1 protein-coding gene and 1 pseudogene are annotated in these 1,954 nt (G+C 68.1%); both read right to left on the reverse strand.

Features of this window, described 5'->3' with window-relative positions:
• Positions 1–216: pseudogene (locus AB0C29_RS45950) on the reverse strand (SAM-dependent methyltransferase); the annotation flags it as partial.
• 57 nt (positions 217–273) lie between these two features.
• Positions 274–1,716: a hypothetical protein gene (locus AB0C29_RS45955; RefSeq protein WP_360834334.1), complete on the reverse strand. Its 1,443-nt coding sequence runs from the start codon at positions 1,714–1,716 to the stop codon at positions 274–276.
• Between the last annotated feature and the right edge of the window lie 238 nt (positions 1,717–1,954).

Consider the following 1,954-nt stretch of genomic DNA (forward strand, 5'->3'; position numbering starts at 1 on the left):
ACCGGCCGCGGCGAGCCGGCCACCCTCGCGGCCGGTGCCGCACCCCGCGTCGAGGATGCGTGCGCCGCGCGGGACCATCGCGTCGATCAGCCGGGCCTCACCGCCGAGGTCGGCGCCGTTGTTCGCCATGGTGCGGAAACGTTCGACGTACCACTGCGAGTGGCCGGGGTTCGCCGCGATCTGCTGAAGCCAGAGGTTCTCCACGTCAACGAACACTGCCAGACGCGACGGGCCCGGTCTCACGAAGAGACCGGGCCCACATCGATCCGGGACCTACCAGTTACGGAAGTTGTCCTGGGTCTGCGCGTTGAACTCGTCCGTCAGGAACCGGCGGGCCGGGTTGGTCCGCGGGTCCTTGAGCCTGAGGACGTCCAGGCCCTTGACGATGTCGTTCGAGAAGACGTAGCCGTTGTACCAGTACGCGGACCACGAGCCACCCAGCACGAAGCTGTCGGCCGAGAGCGGGCCGCGCTCCCAGTACGCGATCTCCTTGGGCTTGCGGGAGTTGGTGAAGTCCCAGACCGAGATGCCGCCCTGGTACCACGCCTGCACCATGATGTCGCGGCCCGGGACCGGGATCAGCGAGCCGTTGTGGGCCACGCAGTTCTCGTTCTCGGTGTTGGTCCGCGGGATCTTGAAGTAGCTGCGGAACTCCAGCTTGCGGTTCTTGCCCTTGCCGACGATGTCGTAGATCGCGTCGGCGCCCCGGTTCGGGCCGATCTCCGGGTTGCAGGTGGCCGCGCCGCCGCCGCCGAGCTCGTCGGTGAAGACGACCTTGGTGGCGTTGTTGTTGAAGGTGGCCGAGTGCCAGAACGCGAAGTTCACGGTGTCCCGCACGCTGGTGATCACCTTCGGCGCGCTGCGCACGGAGATGTCGAACAGCACGCCGTCACCCATGCAGGCGCCGGCCGCGATGTCCTTCTCCGGGTACGCGGTGATGTCGTGGCAGCCGGTCGTCGGGGACTGGCCCTCGGTGCCACCCGGGTAGCCGCCGTCCGGGAACAGCACCGGGGTCGCCACCACGGCTGCGGCGGTGGGGTTCTGCACCGGCACCCGGACGACCGAGATCTTGTCGTGCGGCAGCGGGCAGTTCGGCTGGTCCGTGCCGGCCAGGTTGTACGACGACACGTACAGGTAGATCGAGTTGTCGCCGCGCTTGCCCGGCACCAGCGTCTGGGTGTGCGAGCCGCAGTCGGTCTTGACCGACTTCAGGTACTTGGGCGACAGCGGGTCGCTGATGTCGAAGATCTTGATGCCCTCCCACCGCTCGCCGGGGGCGGCGGTGGTGGAGCCGGTGTTGTCACAGGAGTCGTTGGTCCGCTGCGAGTCGGTGCCGAGGAACAACAGGTTGCCCTTGACCGAGACGTCGTTCTGCGAGCCGGGGCAGAGCACCTGCGCCGCGACGGCGGGCTCCTCCGGGTCCTTGATGTCGTAGACCGTGAAGCCGTTGTAGTTACCGGCGTATGCGTAATCGTCCTGGAAGGCGAGGTCGGAGTTCGTCGAGGTGGCGAACGGGCCCGTCTTCGGCAGGTTGGCGACCTGGTTGAGGTTGGGGGTGCTGGCGACCTCGTCGACACCGGGCGGGGTGCCGGGATCGAGGGCGGGGGCCTGTGCGGCGCCGCTCGACGGCGCCGACAACAGTCCGATGAGGACCGCTGCCGTGCTGACGCACGCCAGGCGCTTGAGCTGCCGCCCTCGTGAGGCAGAGTGCTTCATGGAGCTCCTTCCGGCTGCTGGCGCACCGAGGGGCAGGATGTAGTCACGGTCGGTGCGCATTCACCTTCGTCGCTACAGTAGTGGCCAGAGGCGGAACGCGGGGGACATTGTTATCCGGGCGAGAGGACCTGATGACTCGGCAAAGGACATTCATGCTGGTCAGCGCGGCAGCCGTGGTGCTGGCAGCCGGCGGGACGGCGATGGTCGCGCGGGCCGGCGACGACCGGTCGGCCGCCGC

The organism is Actinoplanes sp. NPDC048791, from assembly GCF_040650095.1.
GTDB lineage: Bacteria > Actinomycetota > Actinomycetes > Mycobacteriales > Micromonosporaceae > Actinoplanes.

Excerpts from the sequence above, each read along its gene's own strand:
- AB0C29_RS45955 (WP_360834334.1), bottom strand. The coding sequence starts at position 1,716 with ATGAAGCACTCTGCCTCACGAGGGCGGCAGCTCAAGCGCCTGGCGTGC.